At 71.3% G+C, this 22,273-nt stretch carries 14 protein-coding genes; 10 read left to right on the plus strand and 4 right to left on the minus strand.

All coding sequences use genetic code 11. The annotated features are described in order from the left end of the window. Positions 1 to 54 precede the first annotated feature (54 nt). On the minus strand, positions 55 to 270 hold the full coding sequence (locus IT072_RS05450) for a hypothetical protein (protein WP_223359928.1): 216 nt from the start codon (positions 268 to 270) through the stop codon (positions 55 to 57). A gap of 98 nt (positions 271 to 368) precedes the next feature. Here IT072_RS05450 and IT072_RS05455 point away from each other — a divergent pair, with 98 nt between their 5' ends. From IT072_RS05455 to IT072_RS05465, 3 genes are read left to right on the plus strand one after another with little or no spacing between them, the layout of a single operon-like run. Next, entirely contained in the window at positions 369 to 1,295 is a 927-nt protein-coding gene (locus IT072_RS05455) for an ABC transporter ATP-binding protein (protein ID WP_223359930.1), read from the plus strand. Next, positions 1,292 to 2,143 (plus strand): ABC transporter permease, encoded by an 852-nt coding sequence (locus IT072_RS05460; protein ID WP_223359932.1) that lies wholly within the window; start codon positions 1,292 to 1,294, stop codon positions 2,141 to 2,143. The genes IT072_RS05455 and IT072_RS05460 overlap by 4 nt, the downstream gene beginning before the upstream one ends. Before the next feature lie 17 nt (positions 2,144 to 2,160). Next, positions 2,161 to 2,970, plus strand: coding sequence for an ABC transporter permease (locus tag IT072_RS05465; RefSeq protein ID WP_223360906.1), 810 nt, complete (start codon positions 2,161 to 2,163; stop codon positions 2,968 to 2,970). A gap of 21 nt (positions 2,971 to 2,991) precedes the next feature. On the opposite strand, the gene IT072_RS05470 is transcribed toward IT072_RS05465, so the two are convergent. The 3 genes from IT072_RS05470 to IT072_RS05480 all read right to left on the minus strand — a co-directional run bounded on the left by IT072_RS05470 (position 2,992) and on the right by IT072_RS05480 (position 5,408). Beyond that, complete coding sequence (locus IT072_RS05470; RefSeq protein ID WP_223359933.1) at positions 2,992 to 3,294, minus strand: hypothetical protein; 303 nt, start codon at positions 3,292 to 3,294, stop codon at positions 2,992 to 2,994. Positions 3,295 to 3,303: 9 nt separating this feature from the next. Then, positions 3,304 to 3,717 (minus strand): hypothetical protein, encoded by a 414-nt coding sequence (locus IT072_RS05475; RefSeq protein ID WP_223359934.1) that lies wholly within the window; start codon positions 3,715 to 3,717, stop codon positions 3,304 to 3,306. A gap of 110 nt (positions 3,718 to 3,827) precedes the next feature. Further along, complete coding sequence (locus IT072_RS05480) at positions 3,828 to 5,408, minus strand: hypothetical protein (protein ID WP_223359936.1); 1,581 nt, start codon at positions 5,406 to 5,408, stop codon at positions 3,828 to 3,830. A gap of 200 nt (positions 5,409 to 5,608) precedes the next feature. On the opposite strand from IT072_RS05480, the gene IT072_RS05485 reads away from it, so the two are divergent. From IT072_RS05485 to IT072_RS05515, 7 genes are all read left to right on the plus strand, one after another. Further along, a complete protein-coding gene (locus IT072_RS05485; protein WP_223359937.1) occupies positions 5,609 to 6,856 on the plus strand; it encodes a S8 family peptidase in 1,248 nt (415 codons plus the stop codon). After that, positions 6,853 to 8,184 (plus strand): hypothetical protein, encoded by a 1,332-nt coding sequence (locus tag IT072_RS05490; RefSeq protein WP_223359939.1) that lies wholly within the window; start codon positions 6,853 to 6,855, stop codon positions 8,182 to 8,184. Before IT072_RS05485 ends, IT072_RS05490 begins: the two co-directional genes overlap by 4 nt. 68 nt (positions 8,185 to 8,252) lie before the next feature. After that, complete coding sequence (locus IT072_RS05495; protein WP_223359941.1) at positions 8,253 to 9,689, plus strand: hypothetical protein; 1,437 nt, start codon at positions 8,253 to 8,255, stop codon at positions 9,687 to 9,689. After that, entirely contained in the window at positions 9,689 to 10,984 is a 1,296-nt protein-coding gene (locus IT072_RS05500; protein ID WP_223359942.1) for an RDD family protein, read from the plus strand. Before IT072_RS05495 ends, IT072_RS05500 begins: the two co-directional genes overlap by 1 nt. Next, the gene (gene eccCa / locus IT072_RS05505; protein WP_223359943.1) at positions 10,981 to 14,949 is read left to right on the plus strand and encodes a type VII secretion protein EccCa; all 3,969 of its coding nucleotides are present in this window, start codon (positions 10,981 to 10,983) and stop codon (positions 14,947 to 14,949) included. Before IT072_RS05500 ends, eccCa begins: the two co-directional genes overlap by 4 nt. Before the next feature lie 136 nt (positions 14,950 to 15,085). Continuing rightward, positions 15,086 to 16,222 carry a serine/threonine-protein kinase gene (locus IT072_RS05510; RefSeq protein WP_223359944.1) on the plus strand — a complete coding sequence of 379 codons (1,137 nt, stop codon included), beginning with the start codon at positions 15,086 to 15,088 and terminating at the stop codon, positions 16,220 to 16,222. Next, the gene (locus IT072_RS05515; RefSeq protein WP_223359946.1) at positions 16,219 to 22,254 is read left to right on the plus strand and encodes an Ig-like domain-containing protein; all 6,036 of its coding nucleotides are present in this window, start codon (positions 16,219 to 16,221) and stop codon (positions 22,252 to 22,254) included. Before IT072_RS05510 ends, IT072_RS05515 begins: the two co-directional genes overlap by 4 nt. Positions 22,255 to 22,273: the final 19 nt, after the last annotated feature.

Consider the following 22,273-nt stretch of genomic DNA (forward strand, 5'->3'; position numbering starts at 1 on the left):
GTCTTTCCGTTTCGGGCTTCGTCTCGACGAGGGTGCGCGGCCGTGCGGCGCGGTCTACATCCGACCGTACTTCTTGTGGACTGCCTGTTTGCTGACACCCAGGGCCAGCGCGATGAGCTGCCACGTGGCGTTCGTGTTGCGCGCGCGCCGCACGGCGACCGCCTCGATCCGGTCGAGCTCGCGGTGCAGGCGCGAGATGGCCCGGAGGGCGACGATCGGATCCTCGGACCCGGCGTCGCCGGCGAGGGTGCGGAGGGTGCTGCTGTCCATGGCGTCAACCCTAGTTGACTCGCTGCCGTTGGTCAACCCCGGTTGACGAGCGGCCGGATCCCCCGCGATGTCTCCGGCCGGGGCTACAGTGCTGAACTATGCCGACGCCCGTCATCACCGCCACCGATCTCGTCAAGACGTACAAGGACGTTCCCGCGGTCGACGGCATCAGCTTCGACGTGGAGGCCGGGGAGTCCTTCGGGCTGCTCGGCCCCAACGGTGCGGGAAAGTCGACGACGATGCGGATGGTCGGGGCCGTCTCGACCCGCTCGGGAGGCGACCTCCGCATCCTCGGTCTCGATCCCGACCGCTACGGCCCCGAGATCCGCTCGCAGCTGGGCGTCGTGCCCCAGGCGGACAACCTCGACACCGAGCTCCGCGTGCGGGACAACCTCGTCGTCTACGGCCGCTACTTCGGGCTGCCCGCTGCGCGTGTGCGCCGCCGTGCCGACGAGCTGCTCGCCTTCGCCCAGCTGGAGGACAAGGCGAAGGCCAAGGTCGACGACCTCTCCGGCGGCATGAAGCGCCGCCTCACCATCGCCCGGGCCCTCATCAACGACCCGCGCATCCTGCTGCTCGACGAACCGACCACCGGGCTCGACCCGCAGGCGCGCCACATCCTCTGGGACCGGCTGTTCCGGCTCAAGGAGCAGGGAACGACCCTCGTGCTCACCACCCACTACATGGACGAGGCGGAGCAGCTCTGCGACCGCCTGGTCGTCGTGGACAAAGGCCGCATCATGGCTGAGGGGTCCCCGGCCGCCCTCATCCGCGAGTACTCCACGCGCGAGGTGCTGGAGGTGCGCTTCGGCTCCGATCGCAACGCCAAGGTCGCGGGCCGTCTCGACGGAATCGGGGAGCGCGTCGAGGTGCTGCCCGACCGCATCCTCGTCTACAGCGACGACGGCGAGGCCGAGCTCGCCCGCCTCACCGAGCGCGGCCTCCACCCGCTCACGAGCCTTGTGCGCCGGTCGAGCCTGGAGGACGTCTTCCTGCGCTTGACCGGCCGGAGCCTGATCGAATGAGCGCCGAGACCGGCACGGCGATCGGCGACGACGCGCGGGCGGCGCTCGCCGGAGCGGTGCGTCCGCGGAGGTTCGGCGCCTGGTACGTCGCAGAGCACCGCTTCCGGGTGATGCGCTCGTACCTGCAGACGCTGCTCGTCACCGGGTTCGGCAACCCGCTGCTCTACCTCTTCGCCATGGGCGTCGGGCTCGGGAGCCTCATCAGCGCCAACACCGGCCCGGACGCGATCGACGGCGTGAGCTATCTCGCGTTCGTCGCTCCCGCGCTCCTCTGCACGGCGGCGGTGACGGTCGCGAGCGAGGAGTTCACCTACCCGGTCATGCTCGGGTTCAAGTGGAACCCCACCTTCTTCGGCATGAATGCCGCGCCGATCGCGCCGGGCCAGATCATCGACGGCATCGTCATCTCCGTGATCGCGCGGCTGCTCGGCACGAGCATCGTCTACTACGCCTTCATGCTGCTCTTCGGCGCCGTCCCGGGGCCGTGGGGGTGGGTCACCGTGTTCGTCGCGACGCTCGCCGGGCTCGCCTTCGGCACGCCGGTCATGGCGTATGTCGCTACCCTCGAGCAGGACACCGGCCAGATCGCCATGCTCATGCGGTTCGTCCTGCTGCCGATGACGCTGTTCTCCGGCACCTTCTTCCCGCTGTCGAACATGCCCGACTTCCTGCAGTGGATCGGCTGGATCTCGCCCCTCTGGCACGCGACGGAGCTCTCGCGCGTGTTCGCGTACGGGTCGCCGGAGCCCCTGTGGCTCACGATCGTGCACATCCTCTACCTGGCTGCTCTCACGGCCGCCTTCTGGCTGTGGGCACGACGCATCAGTGGGCGGAGGCTGAACAAGTGACCGCCACCGACGACCGGATGACCGCGGAGGTCTCGCGCTCGCGTCCGCTGCGCGCCCTCTACGCCGGCAACGCGAGGTCGGTGATGCTGCGCGGCTGGCGGGCGACCCGTAGCACAAACTGGCTCGTGATCGTCTCCGGATTCTTCGAGCCGATCTTCTACCTCCTGTCGCTCGGCATCGGGCTCGGGAGTCTCGTGGGCGACGTGCACACCTCGACCGGGCAGCCCGTCTCGTACGCGGCCTTCATCGCGCCCGCGCTGCTCGCCACCGCGGCCATGAACGGTGCCGTGTACGACTCCACTTGGAACGTCTTCTTCAAGATGCACTTCGCCAAGCTCTACGAGGGCATGCTCTCCACGTCGCTCGGCCCGCTGGACGTCGCGCTCGGAGAGATCCTCCTCGCCCTCGCGCGCGGCGCCCTCTACGCCCTTGGCTTCATGCTCGTCATGCAGACATTGGGCCTCAACCTCTCTTGGTGGGCGCTGCTCGCCCTGCCCGCCGTCCTGCTCATCGCGTTCGGCTTCGCCAGTTTCGGGATGGGGGTCACGAGCTACATGAAGACCTTCCAGCAGATGGACTGGATCAACTTCGTCCTGCTGCCGATGTTCCTCCTGACGGCCACCTTCTACCCGATCACGGTGTATCCCGAGCCGATCCAGTGGTTCATCCGCGCGCTCCCGCTCTGGCACGGCGTCGAGCTCGTCCGCGGCCTCACCACCGGCGCCGTCGACATCGGGATGCTCTGGCACGTCCTCTACTTCGCCGTGATGGTCGGCCTCGGCCTCGTGCTGACCACGCGACGCCTCCGGGCGCTGTTCCTGGATTGAGGCCGGGCGCGCCGGTCCGCGTCAGAACGCCCGGCTGATCGCCTGCAGATCGGTCGCGCTCTGCTGGTCGGCTCCGAGGAGGGAGTCGACCGTCGCGACGATGTCCTCGGACGTGCCCCTCATCGTCGCAGCGACCGCCGGCAACGTCGCCGCGAGCGCGCTCGTCGCATCGTTGAAGGCGGCGTCGAACTCCTCGGTGCCCTCGGCCCCGGCCGCAAGCCCACCCGGGAACCGCGTCGCCAGCTCGCGCACCGGAGGGAGGGCGTCGGCGATGCCCTTCGCCGCCTCCGTCGCGACCCTCCGGTCGGCCGTGATCCGTTTCATGTGCACTCCTCAGAACGTGTCGAGCGGCGACATGCCGTCGGGGAGGTGGAAGCAGGGGGAACCGGCGTAGATGCTCACTCCGCTTTGATCCTTCGGCCCCGGCGCCACGAGGTAGTTCGCCCCGTCCTCGCCGGTGAGCGATACCCGGCGGAGACCAGCGGGGTTCTTGTCGATCGTTACGGTGAACGCGGATTCCGAATACGCGGACGCGACTGCTGTGACGAGCTGGTCCGTATCCCGCGTCCCGTTCAGCGACAATCCGGTGAATCCTGACCACGAGTAGAGATTGTCCGCCGCGCACTGCCTGAGATGAGCGGTTTGCTGGGTGCGACGCTCGGAGATCCACTCAGTAGGCACAAGCGCGACGAGCTCGTCCTGCATTCGAAGTGACTCGGACTTGGCTTGCTCGGGGGTGAGACTCACGGAGGGCGTGTCCATAGGGGTCGGGCCTTTCGCAGGGAGGGATGGCGCGCAGGCGCTCAGCGTCATCAGGAGAAGCGTGACGGTCGCCAGCGGAAGGAGACGTCGTTGGTTCACTGGCCGAAGATCTCAACTTTCAGATCATCGATGAGTGCATAGTTCGCTTGCGCGTCCGACGCGATGAGGTTGTGGTTGCCGATCAAGTCGAACGCGGAAGGCGCCTCGTAGTACGGGTCGTATGCGAATCCGCTGTCGGGCCGGCGCGGAACGTTGTTTCCACCGACCGCGCCGAACTCCTGAGCCACTTGGAGCGCGTCGGGATAGGAGAAGTCCGTGTACGACGTCGTCGGGTCCGGGGCCCACCCTTCCGGCATCCAGGCTCCGGAGAGCGAGATCACCTGGTCGTAGTGCGCGCCGGCACCCTCGGAGGCGGTGACGTTCGCCAGACCCCAACTGTGGCCGATGGCCGTGCGATTCGCGTACGTGTACTCCGGATTCGCGGCGATGCCGTGCTGCAGTGACGCCAGTCTCTCGGCCGTCGCCACTGTGGAGGTGGGCGAGTTCGCCTCGAGGATGCGGGTCATGTTCGGCCCACCGAGGTTCGTGTCGTCCTCGCCCGGGAAGATCCCGTCCTTCGTGACAAAGACGATGGCCCCGGGCTGATCCTGAACCAGAGTGACTGCCATTGTCTGCACCCCGCCCTTCCAGAAGTCCGGCATCCCCGTGAACGTCCCCGGGTTGTAGTAGATCACGTTGGTCGGTGTCTGCGAGAGGTCGCCGACCACCTCGACGACCCGGGATGCGTCGCGGTCGTAGAGGTACAGCTGCACCGAGCCGTCGACCGCCCGTTGCAGGTATTCGTTCTCGGTCTCGAGGAGCGCGATCGTGTTCGCGTTCTCCGCGCTGCGGGGGAGAGCGCGCAGACGCGCCAGCTCCGCCTCGTTGGCGGCCAGGGCTGTCGCGGCGTTCGTGCGGTTGGCGGCCACGCGGACCGCCGGTGGCAGCCCGTCGAGGCGGCCGAGGAACGGTGCGGCGCTCGTCAGGAGCGTCGCCCGCTGGACCTCGGTGAGGGTCGCCCACCACCCCCACACCTTCTCCGGGTCCTTCGACAGCATCGCCGCGAGCCGGACGAGCTGCGATGTCGACAGCGCGGCGAGCTGAGCGGGCGTGAGCTGCGCGAGTGCACGCAGGCTCCCGGGTGCCTTCGCCTGTCCGGGCTGCGTGCTGCCGGGGAACGACGTCGAAGTCAGGTCTGCGGCGAGCGGCTTCAGCTCGGCGGCCAGCGCCCGCAACTCCTTCACGATGGCCGCGTAGGCGCGCTTCGCCTCCTGCTCGTTGGTGCGCGCGAGGGAGGCCTTCGCCGCCGCAGCGGCCTCGGCGCGGACCGGCGGTGCGGTGCGCGCGGCGATCTCCTTCGCCACCCGCCGCGCGTAGTCGAGCTGATCGTTCGCCTGCGCGATCAGTGTCGGGACCTTCGTCGCACCGTCCGCGATCGTCAGGAGGGCGCGACGGCGGCTCTCCAGCAGCGACTCGGCCGCGCGACCGGCCTCTCCACTGAATCCGACATCGGAGCGAGCGCGTTGCGCCGCGTGAGCCACCGCACCCAGCGCCTCCCCGGCCCTCGTGAACGACGATCCCATCCCGTACCGCGGTGCGCCCGCGAGTGCCGCGAGCTTCGAAACGTATTCCCCCATACGGCTCGACCCTATCGGCGGCTCGGAGTGCTCGACCACAGTGCGGGCACTCTGTTCCGGTCGAGATTGGCGGTACGCGCGTGATCCGTGATATCCCTGGGAAGGGTCTCGGGGGCGCGCCACGCGCGGCCTGTCCCGGCGGCCGAAGGCAGTGGCCGCACGGATGCGCTGAACGCGCGTCGTCGGCAGGATGGGGTGCGATGAAGTCGAGGGGAGCCCTCCGGGGCATGTTCGCGGGCGCGCTCGCCCTTGCACTGGCGATCGTTCCAACGGTGTCCGCGTCGGCCGACACGACCGACGGCAACTGGTGGTACGACTACTACGACGTCGGCCAGGCCCACGCCGAGGGGTGGACGGGCAAAGGCGTGAAGATCACCGTGATCGACGGGCAGATCAATCCGGATCTTCCGGTGTTCTCCGGAACCGACCTGACGGTCGACAAGACCACGTACTGTGCGGCCTCCCCGACCACGACGGACGCGAACGAGGCCTCGGTGCACGGCACCTCTGTGAGCGCACTCCTCATCGGCAACGGCACGGGGGCGGGCGCAGTGAAGGGCATCGTTCCGGACGCATCGGTGCGGTTCGAAGGCTATGGAACGTTGGACTGCGCAGCGAGCGGGGGCAAGACGACCCAATTCGGTCGGGCACTCCAGGCGGCTCTCGACGCGGGGAGCGATATCGTCACCACCTCCGTCGGACTCGGCGTCCTGACTCGGCCGGACCTCGATGTCCTCGCCGAGGCTCTGGCGAAGGGCGTCATCGTCGTCTCATCGATGCCCAACGAACTGACGGATGAGGGGACCCTGCCGTCCGGCGCGAACGGGGTCGTCGGGGTCAACGCGATCGGGCAGGACGGCGCGATCCAGTCGCACGGTGGTGTGGTCGATATCCAGACCGAGGCCACCGTCGTCGCTGCAGGAGTGGGGATCGCGACCAACGGTGACGAGCAGACCGGAAGTTGGGACAGCTCGTACCGTGCGATCGGTTCCTCGATGGCGGCGCCGCTTGTCGCGGGGATGCTCGCAGCTGCAAAACAGAAGTACCCGAAAGCCAGTTCCAATCAGCTCATCCAGTCGCTCATCCACAACACGACCGCCGACGACCACGAGTTGATGCGTGATGAGAAGACCGGGTACGGTTACGGGCCGGCGTCCCTGACCCACCTCCTCGCGGTCGACCCGACGAAGTACCCGGACACCAACCCGCTGCTCGACAAGGCGTACGCGAAGCCCACTGCCGAGCAGATCGCGGATGCAGCGCACACTCCGGCTCCTTCGACGACGGGTGCGCCGGGGGAGAGCAGCTCGGCGCCTGCTTCCGGTGTGCCGGCCGGCCTGTTCATCGGAATCGGCATCGCGGTCCTTGTGATCATCGCTGTCGTCGTCATCATGATCGTCGTACTATCGCGTCGGAGAGCTCCGAACGGAAATGGGGGGAACGCATGAGCAAGGGGCCGTGGGAGAAGAGGCTGGCCGACCTGGCGTCTGCGAAAGCGGACGTCACCCTGCCGAACGCCGCGCAACTCGTCTCGCAACTGAATGCGCTCAAGCGCATCACGAGCGATGCGCAGAGCGGTGTCGGGTTGGAAGGGGAGACGGGCGAGGCCGCCACGTCGGCGCTTCAGTCGGTGGCGTCCAAGGCGGACGATCTCTCGCAGAAGGTGGCATCCATCCACACGCAGGTCGAGTCCGCCAACTCGACGCGCAAGAATCTGGCGAACAGCGAGCTCGACAAGCTCGACGCGGACGCGCCCGGCGCGCTCTCCAGCGGGCAGGCGAACATCCTGCAGGCGGCCGTGACCGGGGCGACGTTCTTCCTCGGCCCGCTCTCGATCGTCGCCGGCCCGGGGGCGGTCGCAGCGGTCAACAGCTACCTCGCTGCCAACCGCGAATCGACGGCTCGCGCGTCGGTCCAGAAGATCAGCGAGACCATGGACTCGTACAAGCTCAGCGTCAGCAGTGATTTCCAGACCGACGGCCGCCTCCCCGACGGTGGACCCGGCGGCTCCTCGTCCTCTTCCGACCGGACCCCCGGAGGCAGTTCCTCCGGCCCCGGCACTGGCGGCCGTCTCCCCGGTGGCGGCTCCTTCGGCACCTACCCGGACGCGCACGTCGAGCCGCTGTCGCAGGTCGACACCGGCGGCTATGTCAGCATCCCCGGCGGTCCCACCGGCACCGGTCACACCGGCACCGGTTCGACCCCCGGTACGGGCATCGACGGCTCCATCACGCCCGACGGACCGATCTCGGGCGGTACGACGACGCCCGGGTGGGGTTCCGGCGGTTCGGGGGGCGGCGGCTCGCTCGGGGGAGGCCTCGGCTCGACACCCGGGCTCGCTGCGGGTGCGGGCGGGGCGCTCGCTCTCGGTGGCGCGAAGCTCGTGGCCGCCCGCGGTGGTTCGATGCTCGGTTCCGGCCTCAACGCGAAGGTGGGCTCGCTCGGTGCGGGTGCGAAGGTGGGCGGCCTGAACGCGGCCGCGGAGTCCGCGGGTGCGCGTACGGGTGCGCTCGCGGGCGCGGGCCGCGCCGGGAGCGGTGGGCTGCTCGGCTCCGGCCAGGGCGGTGCAGGCGGTGCAGGCGCCGCCGCTGAGGGCGCCGCCGCGCGTGGCGGCACCGGTGCGGGCGCGGGCATGATGGGCGGCGCCGGCGGCGCGGGACGATCGGACGAGAAGCGGCAGGGCCGTGGGCTCGGCGGACCGATCGCACCCAAGATCGACGAGGACCAGGACCGCGGGCCCCGCTCGGCCGCGGCGGGTCCCGGCGGCCGCGGCTGAGCCGCGCACGAGGTGCTGCACAGGCCGTGCCGAAGGAAGATGGGCGTGAACACGATCTCGACTGAACCGTGCCGACGGGCGTGACCGAGCGGCGTCGTCTGGCGATCGTCGACGGCCCGCGCGTCCACGAGATCGTGGTGCCTGCAGGCACGGTCATCGAGACGGCCCTCGACGGCATCGGGCTGCGCCTTCAACCCGGACGGCAGGTGCTCGTCGAACGCACGGGCCGCGAGGTCGCGACCGACCAGCCCGCCTGGCGGCTCGACGACGGTGCTCTGCTCGCCGTCGTCGACCTCCACGACCGTGTCGTCCCGGGCCGGCGCCGCCGAACGGACGCGAGCACGGCGGCCACGACCGAGACCGTCGCCTGGTGGATCCTCGGTGCGGTCGGCGTCGTCGTCACCGCACTCGTCCTCACCGGCGGGGTGTCCGTCCCTGATGGCGCCCGGCTGACGATGTCCGTCGCGCTGGCGGTGAGCGCCGCCGTCGCGGGAGTGACCTGGTCGGTGCGGGCCCGCGATCCTCGCGCGTCGTCGAGCCGCACACGCGGCGCGAACGCGGACGCCGCACGGGCTGCGACGACGGCGGCTCCCGCCGCCGCCCTCGGCCCGCTGGCCCTGGCCTTCGCGGCCGGCGCGACGGCGATCCCGCCCGCCGTCCATTCCCTCCCGCTCGTCGTGCTCACCGGGCTCGCCGCGGCGGCGGTGCTCGCCGCCGTCATCGCGCTCGTCGCAGGAGCGGAGGCGGTCCGCGACTCCGCAGGTGCTGCGGCCGTGGTGCTGCTGGTGCTCGGCGCGATCTGGGCGCTCGCTCTCCTGCTCGGACTGCCCGCACAGGGGGCCGCGGCCATCACCCTCGGCGCCGCACCGGTGGCCCTGCGGGCGCTGCCGACGATGCTCCTCGATGTGCCGCCCGGGATGTTCATCGACTACCAGCGCTACCAGTCGACGCGCTGGGCCGTCCGCGAACGCGTCCCCGAGCCCGGAGGTCCGGTCACCTTCGCCGGAGCCCGGCGCATCGCCGGCCAATCGACCGCCCGCATGCGCACGGCGACCGGGTTGATCGCCGGTGCCGCGGCAGTCTGCGCACCGCTCGCGCTCGTCCCGCTGCAGGCCGCCGATCCGCTGCGGTACTGGGGTCAGCTCGTGCTCGCGGCGACTGCGGGGTTCTCGCTCGTGCTGGGCGCGCGCCGTTCGTCCGTCCCGCTGCTGCGCTGGGTCCCGCGCGCTGCCGCCCTGGTCGTCGCTCTGTCGGTCGCGACGGCGGCCATCCTCGCGTCCGGCGCTCCGGCTTCCGGGACCCTGGGTCTCAGCGTGGCCGCCGGGGCGCTGCTCGTCGTGGGCATCGCGACGGCCGCGGTGCTCGTCGCCGTCGGACGAGGCGCCTCCTCGTTGTTCTGGTCGCGCCTCGGCGATCTGATCGAGGCGCTCTGCGTCGTCTTCGCACTTCCCGCCGGGCTGGTCGCCGCCGGGATCATCGACCTGATGAGAGGGGTGATGGCGTGATGAGCGCTCTCCCGTGCTGGAACTGCGGGCAGCCGCTGCCCGAGGGCACCGTCCGCTGCCCGTCGTGCGGAGTGCCCCAGACCGGTGAGCACCACGGAGGTGCGGTCGCGGTCGCCTCGCCGGGCGGCCGTGCCGCGGTGGGATCCACGCCGCTCGGTCCCGCCTTCGCCGGCTCGCCGGCATCGGTCGGCGCTCGTCTCGCCGCGCTCACGATCGACGTCGTGGCCGTCGCCGCGATCGGCGCCGGGGTGGCCCTGCTCACCCGTTCCGTGGTGCTGACCGGCGTGGCCGTCGCCGAGCTCGCCGTCGTCCTCCTCGTGCTCCAGGCGCGCGCCGGCCTCGGTCTCGGGAACGCTCTGCTGCGCCTGCGCGTGGCACGGGAGGACGCTCCCTTCTCGCCCGGGCTGGGGCGGGCGTTCGTCCGCTCCTTCCTCACCGGAGCCGGATCGCTCGTGCTCGGCGTCGGCGCCTGGATCGTGGAGGCGTCGGCGGCCTGGGACGGCAGCGCGCGCCGCCGTTCGTGGGCCGATCGCGCCGCCGGAACGGTCGTCGTCGCCGTCCCGCGTCGCACGGTCGCGGAGGAGGCCGCTCCGCTCGCCCCCGCGATCATCGCGCCCCCGCTGCCCGGGGGCGCCTCGTTCGACCTCTCGGAGCAGGTGACCGTGCTTCCCGGAGCCGCACCGCTCGCCGCGCCGCCGCACGCGTCGGCGCTGACGCCCGCGGGTTCGCAGGACGGCATCCCCGCATCGAGCGCACCGGCGGCGCCCGCCTCCCCCGCGGCTCCCGTGCTCACACCGCCGCAGGTCATCCCCGCGCGCGACATCCGCGGTGCGTCCGACGACACAGGCCGGGGCTCCGACACCGGGACGGGAACGGGCACGGGCGTCCCCGGGGCGCCGGGTCCGGTCCCCGTGGAGACCGGCGGGGGAGTCGTCGGCGGCGAGACCGGCGGCGAACTGCTGCTGATCTTCGACACCGGACAGCGCGAGCAGCTGCCCGTCCCCGTCGCGGTCAGCCTCGGCCGTGCCCCCGTGGGCAGCGAGCCCGGGGACCGTCTGATCGTGGTGCGGGATCCCGAGCACACGGTGTCGAAGACCCACGCGCGACTCGAGCACTCGTTCTCCGGAACCTGGATCACCGACAACGGCTCGACGAACGGCACCGAGCTGCTCGACGAGACGGGCGACGCCCGACGCCTCGCCGCCGGGGTCCGCACGCTCGTCGAGGACGGCGTCCGTGTCCAGCTCGGCAACCGCGTCTTCACCATCAGCAGGCTTCTCGGAGGTGCGTCATGAGCGCTGGTCCCCGGCTCGCGCCCCCGCGGGTCCCCGGCGGCAAGATCGTCGTGCAGGCTCCGCCCGAGCTCGTCCCGAGCGAGAGCGGCGGTCTGATCACGTCCCTGCTCCCGATGCTGGGCAGCATCGGCGCCATCGTCATGGTCACCATCTCGAACGCCGGGCCCACGGGGTTCATCACGGGCGGGATGTTCCTGCTGTCCTCGCTCGGCTTCGTCGCGGTCAACGGCTGGCGCCAGCGTTCGCAGCGCACCTCGCAGGTTCTCGGGAGCCGTCGCGAGTACCTGGCGTACCTCGCCGAGCTCCGCGACACCGTGCGCACGGCGGCGCGCCAGCAGCGGCGCTACGGAAACTGGGTGAACCCCGCGCCTTCCGCGCTGCCGTTCATCACGGAGGACAGGACGCGCGTCTGGGAGCGCATCGCCTCGGACGAGGACTTCCTGCAGGTGCGCATCGGCGTCTCCGACCAGCCGCTCTGCATCACGCTCGAAGCGCCCGAACTCCCGCCGCTCGCACAGCTCGACCCGGTCGCCGCGTCCGCCGCCCACCGCTTCATGCTCACCCACGAGGTGCAGCCGCGCCTGCCGCTCGCCGTTCCAGTGGGGGACTATGCGCGCGTCGAGATCACCGGCGGCGACGAGAACGCCGTGCGAGCCCTGGCCCGCGCCATGCTGCTCGGCGTCGCGACTATGCAGTCGCCGGATGACGTGCGCATCGCCGTGCTCGCCGGCGAGGGGCAGCTCGCGCAGTGGGAGTGGACCAAGTGGCTCCCGCACGTGCAGTCCGTCCGGGTGGAGGACCGCCTCGGGCCGGCGCGTGCGATCTCCTCCTCGATCGAGGAGCTGGCCCGGCTGCTTCCGGCCGACCTGAGCGAGCGTCCGCGCTTCTCGCCGGGGGCGAAGGCCGCGCCGCACGTGATCCTCCTGGTCGACGGAGCGCGGGTCCCCGCGGGCGACCCGCTGCTCGGCGGTGACGGGGTCGCCGGGGTCACCGTCATCGAGCTGCCCACCCGCTGGGGCGCCCTGGAGGACGCAGACGTGCTCCGACTGGCCCTGCCGGGCGATCCGTCGGCGCCCGCCGATCGCGCGGAGGCCATCGACCTCCGCGCCGATACCCGCGTCTTCACCCCCGACACCGTGTCCGTCGTCGAGGCCGAGGCGACCGCCCGCCGCCTGCTGCCGCTGTACGCCGGGCCGGTCGCCGCCGTCGAGGGCGGGGCGACCCGTGCGCAGCGCGAGCTCGTCGAGCTGCTGGGGCTGCCGGACGTGCGCGAGATCGACTTCGACAGGGCCTGGTCGGGTCGTCTGGAGCGCGACCGCCTCCGCGTGCCGATCGGTCAGGACACCGAGGGCGGCACACTGGTGCTCGATCTCAAGGAGGCGGCCCAGCAGGGGATGGGCCCCCACGGCGTGCTCATCGGCGCCACCGGCTCCGGCAAGTCGGAGGTGCTCCGCACGCTGGTGCTGGCGCTCGCGTTGACGCATTCGCCCGAGCAGCTCAACTTCGTGCTCGTGGACTTCAAGGGTGGTGCGACGTTCGCCGGCATGGCCGGGATGCCGCACGTCTCGGCGATCATCACGAACCTCGGCAGCGAGCTCGCGCTCGTCGACCGCTTCCAGGACGCCCTGCAGGGCGAGGTGGTGCGCCGCCAGGAGCTGCTGCGCGAGGCCGGCAACTTCGCGAACGTATCCGACTACGAGAAGGCTCGACGCAACGGCCGCGCCGATCTCGAGCCGCTCCCGGCGCTGCTGATCGTGGCCGACGAGTTCTCGGAGCTGCTGGCCGCCAAGCCGGAGTTCGTCGAGAGCTTCGTCAGCATCGGCCGTGTCGGCCGGTCGCTGCAGATCCATCTGCTGCTCGCCTCGCAGCGGCTCGAGGAGGGCAAGCTCCGCGGGCTCGACACCTACCTCTCGTACCGCATCGGCCTCCGCACGTTCTCGGCGGCGGAGTCGCGCACCGTGCTCGGCGTTCCCGACGCGTACACGCTTCCGCAGGAGCCGGGAGTCGGCTATCTGAAAGCGGACACCGAGTCGATGACGCAGTTCCGCGCCGCCTACGTGTCGGGGGCGCCGAAGACGCGTCGCCGTGGCGGGTCCGGCGACGGGCCGGTCGCCGCCACCGCAGCGGACGTCGCGCTGTTCACGGCCGCCGCACAGCCGCTCGAACTCCCCGAGCACCCCGACACCCCGGCCGCCCCCGTGGCCGTCGAACCGGCGGAGGAGCGCAGCACGTTCCAGATCGCCGTCGAGCGGATGAGCGGCCGCGGTCCCGCGGCGCACCAGGTGTGGCTGCCGCCGCTGCGCGACCCGGAGCCGCTCGACCGCCTCATGCCCGACCTGGCCGTGGATGCGGCGCTCGGGCTCGTGTCGCCGTCCTGGCGTGCGGCGGGCTCGCTCACCGTCCCGCTCGGCGTGGTCGACGTACCGCTGGAGCAGCGGCGCGAGCAGCTGGTCGTCTCGCTGGGCGGGGCCGGCGGACACGTCGCGATCGTGGGCGGACCGCTCAGCGGCAAGTCGACCATGGCGCGCACGCTCGTCGCGTCGCTCGCCCTCACGGCGACTCCGCTCGAGCTGCAGTTCTACGTGCTCGACTTCGGCGGCGGCACCTTCGTGGGCATGCAGGGACTCCCGCATGTGGCGGGGGTCGCGACGCGCACCGAGGAGGAGTCCGTGCGCCGCACCGTCGCGGAGGTCGAATCCGTCCTCGACGCCCGCGAGCTGTATTTCCGGCAGCACGGCGTCGACTCGATCGACACCTACCGGCAGCGTCGTGCCGAAGGGCTCGTGGACGACGGCTGGGGCGATGTGTTCCTCGTGGTCGACGGATGGTCCACCCTGCGCACCGAGTACGACGCGCTCGAGCCGCGCATCCAGGCCATCGCCGCCCGCGGACTGAGCTTCGGCGTGCACCTCGTGGTCACCACCAACCGCTGGCTCGAGATCCGTTCCAGTCTGAAGGACCTGCTGCAGACCCGGATCGAGCTGCGCCAGGGTGATGCGAGCGACTCCGAGATCGACCGCAAGGCTGCCGCGAATGTGCCGGCCGACGCTCCCGGCCGCGGTCTCGCGCCGAACAAGCTGCACATGCTCGGAGCCCTTCCGCGCATCGACGGATCGAGCGACTCCGCGCGTCTCGTGGACGGCGTCGAGGGACTGGTCGAGTCCGTCTCCCGGGCGTGGCGGGGGCCTGCCGGCCCGAAGCTCCGGCTGCTGCCGGAGGACATCTCGCTCGACGAGGTGCGCGCCCAGGCGCCGGCCGACGACCGTCGCCTGCTGCTCGGCGTGGACGAGGCCCAGCTTGCGCCGTTCGGCGTCGATCTGACTGCGGAGTCGCACCTCTACCTCTACGGCGACTCGGGGATGGGCAAGTCGTCCTTCCTGCGCGGCATCGTGCAGGAGATCGGGCGGCTCTACACCCCGGAGCAGGCGAAGATCTTCGCGATCGACTACCGGCGGGCGCTGCTCGGGGAGATCCCGAGCGAGTACCTCGGGGCGTACCTGACCTCGCACGACCAGGCGATGTCGGGGATGTCCGAGCTCGCGACGTTCTTCTCGGGCCGTCTGCCCGGCCAGGACGTCACGACGGAGCAGCTGCGCGACCGGTCGTGGTGGAAGGGCGCGGAGGGCTTCGTGATCGTCGACGACTACGACCTCGTCGCGACCAGCCAGGGCAACCCGGTCGCCGGGCTGCGCCCCTTGCTCGCCCAAGCGGCGGATGTCGGCCTCCATGTCATCATCACGCGGCGCACCGGAGGCGCGAGCCGTCAGGCGTACGACCCGATCATCCAGGGCTTCACCGACCTCGGCGTCACCGGCATCCTGCTCGGTGGCAACCCCGAGGAGGGGGCTCTGATCGACCGCGTCAAGCCCATTCCGTCGGTGCCCGGGCGCGCGCAGGTGGTGAGCCGTGAGCGCGGTCTGTTCTCTGCGCAGCTGGCGCTCCCTGCGACCCGAACGGGGCGCTGAGACGACGAGTGGTTTCGATTAGGCTGATCCCGACGCCGGCGCTCCGCCGGCCCTGTGACCAGACCGGGGCCGTGCGGACCGGTTCGTCGGGGGAGAGGATCATCATGCGCGGGCGTGCGGAGCGGGGAGGGGAGGCATGAGCAAGCGGGCCATCGCATCGCCTCCCGTGCTGCCCGGCTACGCCGTGATCCGGCCGCTCGGCTCCGGCGGCTTCGCCGACGTCTTCCTGTACGAGCAGGATCTCCCGCGTCGCGTCGTCGCCGTGAAGGTGCTGGCGGCGGAGGCGGTCAACGACGAGACACTCCGCGCGTTCAACGCCGAGGCGGACATCCTCGCCCGGCTGAGCGCCCACCCGGCGATCGTGACGGTGCACCTGGCGAGCATCTCGTCCGACGGGCGGCCGTTCTTCGTGATGGAGTACTGCCCCGACACGATGAGCGCCCGGCTGCGCCGAGACAGCCTGGCCCTCACGACCGTGCTCGAGACGGGGGTGCGCATCGCCGGCGCCGTCGAGACCGTGCACCGAGCGGGGCTGCTGCACCGAGACATCAAGCCGTCCAACATCCTGATCACCGCGCTCGGGTCTTCCGTGCTCGCGGACTTCGGCATCGCCGCCGCGGGCGACGAGGACGGCGACGTGGCCATGTCCGTTCCGTGGTCAGCGCCCGAGGTGCTGCAGGAGACCACCAACGGCACCGTCGCCAGCGAGGTGTGGAGCCTCGCGGCGACCGTCTACACCCTCCTGACCGGCCGCAGCCCGTTCGAGTCGGACCGTCGCCAGGCGAACACCCGCGACCTCATGACCGCACGCATCATCAAGGCGGTCTACACGCCGACCGGCCGTGACGACGTCCCGCCCCGCCTGGAGGAGGCCCTGCGCGTCGGTCTGTCCAGGGACCCGTCGCGCCGGTTCGCGTCCGCCCAGGCCTTCGCCGAGGAGCTGCGCTGGGTGCAGTACGAACTCGGCATCCCGCCGACGGCGATCGAGGTCGCCTCGCCGGAGTGGGCGCGCGCCGCGGGATTGATCGACCTCGCCGACAGCGGTCGTCGCGGTCCTTTGGTCTCCACCGTCAACCCCGACTCCCGCCGTGCGCAGCGCGAAGCGAAGCAGGCGGCCGCGGCCGCCGAGGCGAAGCGCGACCGTGACGGCCTGGTCGTCCGCGAGCGCCGGTGGGCGGCCAATCCGCTCGTCCCGGCTCTGATCGGCGCCGGTGTCGCCGTGGTCGCCGTGGTCGGCGTCGGTGTCGCACTGATCGCGGGCGGAGTGCTGTGAGGCAGCAGGCACCCCGTCGCCGCTTCGGCCGTGCCGCCTCGGCGGCGGCCGTCGTCGCCGCCCTCGCGCTGGTCGTCACCGGCGCGGTGGTCGCACAGGGGTACGACACGCAGAAGTCCGACGCGGTCGAGAGCTCGGTCTGGGTGACCAAGTCGTCGGGGAAGTACGCGCGCGTGGACACCGACCTCGGCCAGCTCAGCACCGTCAAGGATGCGGAGGATCCGAGCGGGGTCGTGCAGCACGGCTCCGACAGCATCGTGTTCACGCAGGGCTACCGCCAGGCCTGGGAAGTGGATCCCGCCGATCCGAAGGCCTTGGTGGAGGGCTCGTCCAACACCGCGGGGCAGGCGAGCGCCGCCGGGTCGTCGGCCGCCTCGTCCACCGGCGGTTCGACCGGCGCGTCCACGCCGAGCGGCACCCGCCAGGTCCAGTCGGCCGGCGACTGGGCGCTTTATCTCACGGACACCGGAACGATCTATGTGCAGCAGCTGTCTGCGCGGGGATCGGCGGGCAAGCCCGTGCAGATCGACCCGCTCCAGCAGGAACGTGCGACCGCCGGGCCGGACGCGGCCTCCGGGGCGCAGGGCTATGTCGCCACGACGGCCACCGTGGGCGCCGACGGCACCGTCGCCGTGTACTCCGCGAAGGAGCGCGCGGTGCGCACCTACGACGCGACGCAGGGCGTGTGGACCGGTGGGGCGGTGAAGCTCGCGTCGCCTCCGGCCGCCGCGGCGAAGGTGGCGCTCGCGCTCGCCGGGGACACCTGGGTGCTGGCCGCTCCCGCGCAGAGCAGGGCCTGGATCGCGGGGAAGGGCGCGCCCGTCGACGTCCGACTCGGCAGCGATGCTGTCGCCGGTTCGACCTCCGACGGCGGGACGGCGTACTTCGCCGACGGCTCGGGGCTGGTCTCGGTGCAGGTGCGCAGCGGCCAGTCCGGGCGCACAGTCGAGGCCTCGGGAACCCCCGCAGCGCCGACCGAGGTGGCGGGCACCGTGTACGGAGCCTGGGTCTCCACGACGACCGGACGCCTCTGGTCGTCCGCCGGTGGCGCGAAATCGCTCGTGCTGCCGGACGGCGGGCTCGACGACGCCCGCTCGATCGCGCCGCAGATCTTGAGCAATGGCGATCGGGCGGTGCTGGACGAGACGGACTCGGGGACGCTGTGGACCATCCCCGACGGCACGCTCATCCCGCCGTCGCAGTGGAACGCGGACGACGAGAAGAAGACGCAGCAGACCGAGACGACGACGCAGGTGGAGGAGGTCACGGAGGAGACGCCTCCGGTGGCGCAGCCGTCGAGCTTCGGTGTGCGCGCCGGCGCCACCGCCATCCTGCCCGTGCTGCTCAACGCGCACTCGCCCATGAAGCGTGCCGTCCTGAGCATCGTGCCCGGCTCGGTGAGCGGGCTGAGCGATCCGGGGTTCGGCGATCTCTCCCTCACGGCGGACGACCAGCAACTGGCGATCCATGTGCACGCGCAGAGCGGTTCGGCGACGTTCAGCTACGTCGTCACGGACGGGATCATGCAATCGGACCCGGCGACGGTGACCGTTCACGTCGTGCCGGAGGGCGAGAACAGCGCCCCGGTGTGGTGCGGCATCGAGAACTGCGTGCAGACTTGGCCGACCGTCTCGCTCGCCCCCGGCGGCACGGTGTCCGTCCCGGTGCTGACGGCCTGGGTGGATCCGGACGGTGACCCCCTCGCACTGGCGGACGCCCGCAAGTCCGACGCATCCGCGCCGATCCGCGTCGTCGCGACGGCGGACGGCCGCGTCGCGGTACGGCACACCGACCCCAACGCCGGCGCGGGCACGTACGCGGTCACCGTGACGGTCGTCGACGCCAACGGGGCGGAGACGACGAAGGAGCTCATCGTCTCGGTGGCGGCGGACCCGGCGCTGACGACCGTGCCCGCGGCGGTCGTCACAGGCGTGGGCGAGCCGCGGACCGAGGCGATCGCCGATCACGTGGAGGGCGGCTCGGGTTCGTACCGTCTCACCGACGCGGTCATCACCACGGGCGACAAGGACAACGCCACCGTGACACCGAACGCGGCGGCGGGGACCATCCAGCTGACCGCGAAGGCGGCTGGGGAGTATCTCGTCGGCTACACGGTGCAGGACGCCCAGACGAAGGCCGAGCAGACCGGAGTGCTGCGCTTCAGCGTGGTCCCGGGCGGGAGGCCCCTGACTATGCCTCCGCTCGTCGCCTTCGCGCGCGCTCAGGAGGACACCACCCTGGACGTGCTGCAGGCCGTTCAGAACACCTCCGGACGCGTCCTCGCGGTCCAATCGGTGTCGTCGAACCAGGAGCGGCTCTCCGTGAGCGTGGTCGACAACGCGCAGGTGCGGGTCAGCGGCAGCACCGAGGACGGCCGGCCGGGCAGGATCGGAACGGCCACGGTCACCATCGGGGACGGCGCCGGCCAGACGGTCGAAGGGGAGATCACGGTGTTCCTGGTCGACCCGGCGACGGGCATCGGCCCGATCGCGCGCCCCGATGCCGTCACCGTGCGGGCAGGAACTCAGGTGGACATCCCGGTCACCGCGAACGACATCGCGCCGCGTGGGGAGCGTCTGGTGCTGTCGCCGCAGATCGAGGGCTCCGGCGCTCCGGGCGAGCTCGTCTTCGCAGCGGGGGACACCGTGCGCTACCTGGCGCCGACGAAGCCAGGCTCGTACACGCTGCATTACTCGGACTACGTGGAGTCCGACCCGAGCCGACTCGACTCGACGGAGATCACGGTGACGGTCGTCGCGGACGGCACCAATCATGCGCCGGAGCCGACCACGCTCACCGGGCGGGTGCGCGCGGGCGGGACCGTGACCCTCGACATCCCCTCCGCCGGCCAGGACCCCGACGGCGACGCGACCGTGCTCTCCGCGCTGGCCCAGCCGAAGGCGGGGTCCGGGACGGCCACCATCGGTCCGGACGGCCGCTCGGTGGTCTACGCCGCACCCGCCGGCGGCGTGAGCGGCGGGCAGGTCTCATTCGGCTACACCCTCCGCGACCCGGCCGGTGCGACCGGGGACGGGGTCATCCGCATCGCGGTGCTCGCTGCGGCGGACGCCGACGTCGCTCCGATCACCTACAGCGACGCCGTGCGGACGGTGCGCGGCTCGACGACGCCCCTGACCGTGCAGCCCCTGCTCAACGACCGCGACCCGGCCGGCGGGACGCTGAGCCTCGTGTCGGTGGTGCCCAACGCTCCTGAGCTTCCCGGTGCGAGCGAGTACAACCGTCTGAAGGGTCTCATCGCCCCGGGCACCGATCTGAAGTCGGGCACGGTGCGGCTGCTCCCCGGCGACGTGGAGGGCGTGCAGTCGTACCTCTACACGGTGCGTTCCTCCGCGACCTCCAGCACCGCCCAGGGCCTGATCGTGGTGACGGTGACCGCGGAGGCCGCGACGGACATCCCGGTCGTCACGGACACCGTGATCGGCACCAGCGATCGCGCCGAGCTGGCGAGCGGCATCGACGTCGTCGCCGGCAAGACCGTGTGGAGCTCGGGGAGCATCTCCGACCTCACCCTCGCGATCTGGGGGCCGTCGGCATCCTCCTACACCGTGAAGGGGCACCGGATCAGCGGACCCGCGCCCAAGGAGGGTGCACTCGTGCCGTTCTCGCTCACCGGCACGGACCAGACGGGGCGGAAGTCGGTCGGCTACGGCTTCCTGCGCATCCCCGCGTTCGACGACATGCGCCTCCAGCTCGCCGGAGGCCTGCAGGCGTACCGCGTCGGGGAGGAGCAGACCGTCTCGATCCCGGTGAAGGAGGCCGTCGACCTGGCGGCGGGCGATACCCTCCAGCTGCGCGACGACGGATCCTTCGCCGTGCAGCGTGCGAACGCCCGCTGCACGCCGTCCGGGAGCACGACCGCTTCGTACGCCGCTGGGCGTGAGGCGCCGTGGACGGACACCTGCACCGTGCAGGTGCGTCTGGCCGGGCAGTCGACGTGGACGGCATTGCCGATCCCGGTGGTCATCCAGCCCAAGAGCCCGCAAGCCCAGCTCAACTCGGTCAGCCGCACCGTGGCCCCGGGCGCTTCGCAGACCATCGACCTCTACAAGGACCTCACGAGCTGGGAGGGCGGCCGAGTCGGCGACCAGAACGCCCTCGACTACGCGATCGCCTATTCCGGCACGAACTTCGCCGTCACCCAGAGCGGTCGCACCCTGACCGCGACCGCGCGCGCGGACGCCCATCCCGGAGCCCGGGAGACGGTCGGGGTGACCGTGACGGCGTTCGGCGGACTGGTGGCCAACGTGACGCTCGTCGTCGGAGCAGCGCCGCCGGACGCACCCCGCGCCGCGACCTTCACGCAGACCTGCGCGGTGAGCAGCGGCCCTTCGTGCACAGTGACGGTCATCGGCGTGCCCGGGGAGTACGACCCGTTCCAGGGCAAGCAGGGGTCGGGACTCAAGCTGGTCGGGCTCGGCCAGACGACCTGCGCCGTCGCCGCGATCTCCGCCTCCGGGACCACCGCCGTCACCGCCACCTGGCCCGGCGGCGCGAAGCCCGCGGGAGGCAGCTGCCTCGTGCCGTACATCGTCGCCGACGCCCAGGGCCGCACCGGCGGCGGCACACTGACGCTGGACGTGCAGGGTTACCCCGCACCGCCGAGCTCGATCACGACCACCGGCTACACCGGGTCGAGCGTGACGATGCTCGTGACCTTGGGGGAGGCGGCGCTCGCGCACCCCGGCCTGCGCGGCGTCTCGATCGTCGAGAACGGTCAGCCCGTCTCCTCCAGCTGCTCCCCGGGGGCCGCGGGCACCTACTCGTGCACGGTGGGCGGCCTGGTCAACGGCCAGCGCCACACGTTCACCGCGCGCGCGGTCAACGCGATCGGCGATTCGCTCGACACGACGCCGGTCGTCACGTGGGCGTACCAGCCGCCGGTGATCAGCGGCGGGAGCGCCACCACCTCCTACGACCCGGCTCGCACGACCACGACGCAGGGAGTGCTGAACCTCGCCATCCAGTCGAGCGACGACACCAGCGCGTTCCAGATCAGCGTGGACGGGAACGCCGTCGCGCAGATCGCGCGGTCGGGGGCCACGACGACGTGGACGGGCCTCGTCGCACCGGGTTCCCGCAGCGTCTCGGTGATCCCGGTCAGCCAGTTCCAGCCTCCTCTCGGCTCGGGCAACACCGGATCGACCTGGACGCAGACCGCGCAGGTCGCCGGCTCCCCGATCGTCACCTCCAACGGCTCGCTGGTCGCGTCGTCGAACACCTCGCTGCAGCTGCGCGACGTCGCCGTGGACGCGAACAACAGCAGCAAGGGCGTCACGGTGCTGTACGCGGTGTGGAAGAAGGGATCACCGCAGCCGGGGTGCTCGATGGACGGCAACGGCAACCCGGTGATGGCCGGCGGGCAGACGTCGAAGGACTTCAGCGGCCTGGACCAGTACACCCAGTACGACGGGCAGGCGTGCGCAGCCAACGGTTTCGGAGCGGTCACGACGGGCGTTCAGTCGGCGTGGACCTTCCAGACGTCGCCGGGCGGCTCGGCGACCACGTACTCGGTGGGAACCGACCCGTCGCGGACGATCACGTCGGGGGCGTACACCTCGGGATACGAGTTCCTGACCGTCAACCCGCCGAACGTGCAGCAGCGACCGGCGTTCACCGTCCTGTACCGGATCAACGGCGCGCTGACCTCGGACTTCGCGCTCTCGAAGGACAGCGACCCGGGAGACATCACCTACAGCTACTGCTTCCTCGGCTCCTCCGGCGCGTGCGGGTCCGAGTCTCCCGTGACGACCACGACGGTGCCGACGACGGTGACCGTGAACGTCCCGACGGATTGCACGGCGACCCCGTCCGCAGACGACGTCGTGCTCTCCAACGCGGTGCGGTCCGCCAACGCCGCCACCGTCACCGTCGCCACCGACGCGACGACGCTGACCGTGACGTACACGGTGAAGTTCACGGGCGCGTACGCGGCGCTCGGTGAGCGGAAGCTGACCCGCTGCGGGGTGGCGGCGCCGACCAACCCCGACCCGGGCGGCGGAAGCACGCCGTGACGCACCGCCGCACCCGCCC

It is taken from the genome of Leifsonia sp. ZF2019 (assembly GCF_019924635.1).
Lineage (GTDB): Bacteria > Actinomycetota > Actinomycetes > Actinomycetales > Microbacteriaceae > Leifsonia.